We start from the raw sequence: 2262 nt of genomic DNA on the forward strand, positions 1-2262 counted from the left end.
AGGAAAAGAGGCTATCTCTTCAAATGATTTTTTAACCATTTTGAGACAGCCCCTATTTTTTCAAGTAAATAACAATTATTAAACTACTGTAAATAACAAACAACCGGAGTACCAGCATCTATATTATCAAATATCTTTTGAGCTAGTGCTGGTGGCGAATTTATACAACCGTGAGAACCCCTTGTAAGATACAACTGTCCTCCAAATTTAGGTTGCCAATCCGCATCATGTATACCAATTCCACCATTAAACGGCATAAACACACTAACTGGAGTGCTGTAACCCTCTCCCTTTAATGTTGCATTTGCTGCTTTATATTTAAGTTTATAAACACCTGCTGGTGTTACACGATCTTTTGTTGGTTTACCAGTAACAACGTCTCCGTCTGTAATAAGTTTACCCTTCTTATAAAACCACAAATGCTGGTTTGTAAGATTAATTTCCACATAAGTATTCCCTATATCATTAAGATCATGATTTAGACCTTTTTCAGTATAACGGGGTTCCTTTGCTATAGTTTTCCCATTTTTTATAGCGACAATTAAATCACCAACTTCGCCTGTTCGTTCAATTTTCCATCCGAAATCTCCGCCACTCACCGTTACGGTTGTTCCTAAAGATGTAGCAAACTTTCTTGCCTTGCCATAAGTCTCATAATGATTATCCAGTTCACTTATATAAGTTTTCATTACATCTTGATCAAATATAATTGCATTAGTCTTGTCAACCTTAAGCCATTTATTTATTACAGACTTATCTATAACTGATTTACCTCCAGCATAGGTATACGTAATATTTGATGCTATATATTTATTAAGTAAAATTTTAGTATTTAGAACTTCTTTTGAAGTTGAGGTATATTTGGGATTTGTATAATCATTTTTTGATTCCAAATCTAATTGTGTTTCTCCCTTAAGAATCGCACTTTTTACATCTGCATACAATTGATTACTTTTTATTTTATTTCCCATAACTTCTTTTACAATCACATAGCCATTACTAGAATATTTAAAGTTAGCATTTTGGGGCTCAACAATTTTCTTGCTATCGAAAGCAGAAAGCTTATCAAAACTCGTTTTTAATAGTTTTTCATCATATGTCACTAAGCCGGTTAGTTCATAATTTTTTTTCTTAAATATCTCGTAGAACCAGCCAAAAGATTTCTTATTATCTTCGAGCGTTTGAACTTTACTATTTGAATTATACTTAAGTCCAATATCAGCAGCCTTAATTTGTTCGTTTACACCACCACGTTCTTTAAGTTTCAGGGTATATGTTGCATATTTTGATGATAATTCTTTATCTACCTGCGCCACGGTTTTACCAGATGCGTTAACACCATTAATTACTGAACCTAAATAAAAATGATTGTTAAAATAAATTGATACAATCAAATATAAAGCGAAGAGAATAGAAAAAGAAATTATAATAGCTTTCACAGATTTTTTATGTTTTATTGTTTGTATTTCCACGAGAGACACCTCTTTAATTTAAATTTAGTCGTATATACAATATTACTATATTATACAATATAAAGCAAAAATTATTTAATCTTACAATTAGACATATTACATCATTTTATTAAATATATTCACTACTATTTTTTTATCCTAAGTACACGCATTGTTTTCTTTAAAAGCAATTAAACTACACCCTTAATTGTAATTTTCATATCTATTTTAAACATTATTTTTTGGAAGACCTGACTCGTAAGGTCTTCAGATGTTTCAATGTTATTAACACGATAATACATATAGTTATAAACTCTCTTGTAATAGATTTCAAAAATATGAGTAAATCCTTCTTCTTTACATGATTCTTCTGCAATTTCTTTTTCATATGAAATATCACACAATGCAAGTTGCTTCATCTTTTTAAAATCCTCCTTCCCTTGTTTTTACTCGGCCAAGTAATCTCATATGTTAATACGTAGAATTTTTAATTTCATTACATATATTTTAATATATTTGATATAGGTGGGAATAAAGTCCTTGTTGTCGAGATGATAAATGATGAAAATATAACATAAAAAAGATAGTTGAAAGTTACAATGGAAAATCAACTATCTTTTGAAGATAAATATATTGTTATTAAAATATTACTTTAACGATAAAAAAAATAATTAAGGCAATCAACATAAATTAAAATTATCTTGATTGCCCTTAATTATTTAACTAATTTAAATTTAAGTCAATAAATATTATTATTAATAGACTTGTTGTAAAATGAAGTTGAACCAATAAAAAATCCATAGTGGATTAA

The 2262-nt window shown here is 28.8% G+C and carries 2 protein-coding genes; both read right to left on the minus strand.

All coding sequences use genetic code 11. The features are described 5' to 3' along the window. Nucleotides 1-83: 83 nt before the first annotated feature. The gene (locus Q0649_RS09995; RefSeq protein ID WP_298841001.1) at nucleotides 84-1472 is read right to left on the minus strand and encodes a L,D-transpeptidase family protein; all 1389 of its coding nucleotides are present in this window, start codon (nucleotides 1470-1472) and stop codon (nucleotides 84-86) included. A gap of 170 nt (nucleotides 1473-1642) precedes the next feature. Continuing rightward, the gene (locus tag Q0649_RS10000; protein WP_298841003.1) at nucleotides 1643-1870 is read right to left on the minus strand and encodes a hypothetical protein; all 228 of its coding nucleotides are present in this window, start codon (nucleotides 1868-1870) and stop codon (nucleotides 1643-1645) included. Between the last annotated feature and the right edge of the window lie 392 nt (nucleotides 1871-2262).

It is taken from the genome of uncultured Clostridium sp., from assembly GCF_937920395.1.
Classification (GTDB): Bacteria; Bacillota; Clostridia; order Clostridiales; family Clostridiaceae; genus Clostridium_AD.